Origin of the sequence: Aquimarina sp. U1-2 (assembly GCF_017897595.1) — a bacterium.
GTDB lineage: Bacteria > Bacteroidota > Bacteroidia > Flavobacteriales > Flavobacteriaceae > Aquimarina.
Genome location: NZ_JAGKIK010000031.1, coordinates 1 through 1,899, shown reverse-complemented (window position 1 = coordinate 1,899; position 1,899 = coordinate 1). Strand labels below are relative to the sequence as shown.

The window sequence follows — 1,899 nt, the reverse complement described above, 5'->3', positions numbered from 1 at the left end:
ACATGCCGGGTTGCCCCATTCGGATATCTGCGGATCAACAGGTATGTGCCCCTCACCACAGCTTTTCGCAGCTTATCACGTCCTTCTTCGCCTCTGAGAGCCTAGGCATTCCCCATACGCCCTTATCTAGCTTATGTGTCTTTGCTTTTAACTTGCTCTTATTTTTACGTAGTAATCAGTAATGAGTACATAGCAGTCAGTAGTGAGATACTAGAACTTAGATGCTAGACCTAAAAATCTAAATACTCTATACTTAAATACACTGTACTTACTACCTAAGTACTACTTCTTTATTTTTTTATCACACACCTTAAGTGTGTGCTCGTATTTCTTATGATCAATATGTCAATGAACGATTCTCTAATTCAGAATGCTGAATCCAGAATTATGAATTAGATAATAATTAGAACTAAAAACTCTGAATTCAGAATTCTTAATTCATAATTAAAAAAGTGGAGAATACCGGAGTCGAACCGGTGACCTTCCCGATACTAGATCGGGATGCTCTAGCCCCTAAAGGCTAAATCTCATATGCATTATAAAATGAACGTTTTTCTAATTCAAAATGCTGAATGCAGAATTATGAATTAGATAATAATTATAACTAAAAACTCTTAATTCAGAATTCTTAATTCATAATTAAAAAAAGTGGAGAATACCGGAGTCGAACCGGTGACCTTCCCGATGCTAGATCGGGATGCTCTAGCCCCTAAAGGCTAAATCTCATATGCATTATAAAATGAACGTTTTTCTAATTCAAAATGCTGAATGCAGAATTATGAATTAGATAATAATTATAACTAAAAACTCTTGATTTAGAATTCTTAATGCATAATTAAAAAAAGTGGAGAATACCGGAGTCGAACCGGTGACCTCCTGCGTGCAAGGCAGGCGCTCTAGCCAGCTGAGCTAATTCCCCCTTCTTGAATTCAGAATGTAGAATTCAGAATTACGAATTTAGAATTCTCAACTTCTAAAATTTCCTTTTTCAATATCTTTCCAATGAACTTTCAAAACTATAAATGTAAAATCTAATATTCTGAATTCTGAATTCAAAATTCTGAATTCTACATTCATCATTCCGTAGTCTCAGGCAGACTCGAACTGCCGACCTCTACATTATCAGTGTAGCGCTCTAACCAGCTGAGCTATGAGACTTCTTCATAGTTGAGGGTTGATGGTTTGTCGTTGATAGCAATTAGAAAAAAAACTAACAACTAACAACCATAAACTAACAACTAATTAATTAATCGACAGCAATTAAGACTAAACTCAAAAATAAAGTCAAACAATACCCTTGCGTAATAGTATCAGCGTCTTCTTTATTCAATCCTATACTTAACCATAAAACCAAATAAAGAAAATCTCTAGAAAGGAGGTGTTCCAGCCGCACCTTCCGGTACGGCTACCTTGTTACGACTTAGCCCCAGTTACCAGTTTTACCCTAGGCCGCTCCTTAACGGTGACGGACTTCAGGTACCCCCAGCTTCCATGGCTTGACGGGCGGTGTGTACAAGGCCCGGGAACGTATTCACCGGATCATGGCTGATATCCGATTACTAGCGATTCCAGCTTCACGGAGTCGAGTTGCAGACTCCGATCCGAACTGTGATAGGCTTTATAGATTCGCTCCTTGTCACCAAGTGGCTGCTCTCTGTACCTACCATTGTAGCACGTGTGTGGCCCAGGACGTAAGGGCCGTGATGATTTGACGTCATCCCCACCTTCCTCGCGGTTTGCACCGGCAGTCTTGCTAGAGTTCCCATCTTTACATGCTGGCAACTAACAACAGGGGTTGCGCTCGTTATAGGACTTAACCTGACACCTCACGGCACGAGCTGACGACAACCATGCAGCACCTTGTGATCTGTCCGAAGAAAACTCTATCTCTAAAGCTGT

Annotated in this window: 2 tRNA genes and 2 rRNA genes; all 4 read right to left on the bottom strand. The window is 40.0% G+C overall.

Annotated elements, in window-relative coordinates:
* Positions 1 to 137 (bottom strand): 23S ribosomal RNA (locus tag J8281_RS18825); the annotation flags it as partial.
* Positions 138 to 845: 708 nt separating this feature from the next.
* Positions 846 to 919: transfer RNA gene (locus J8281_RS18820), tRNA-Ala, on the bottom strand.
* Positions 920 to 1,084: 165 nt separating this feature from the next.
* A tRNA-Ile gene (locus tag J8281_RS18815) sits at positions 1,085 to 1,158 on the bottom strand.
* 213 nt (positions 1,159 to 1,371) lie between these two features.
* Positions 1,372 to 1,899, bottom strand: a 16S ribosomal RNA gene (locus tag J8281_RS18810); the annotation flags it as partial.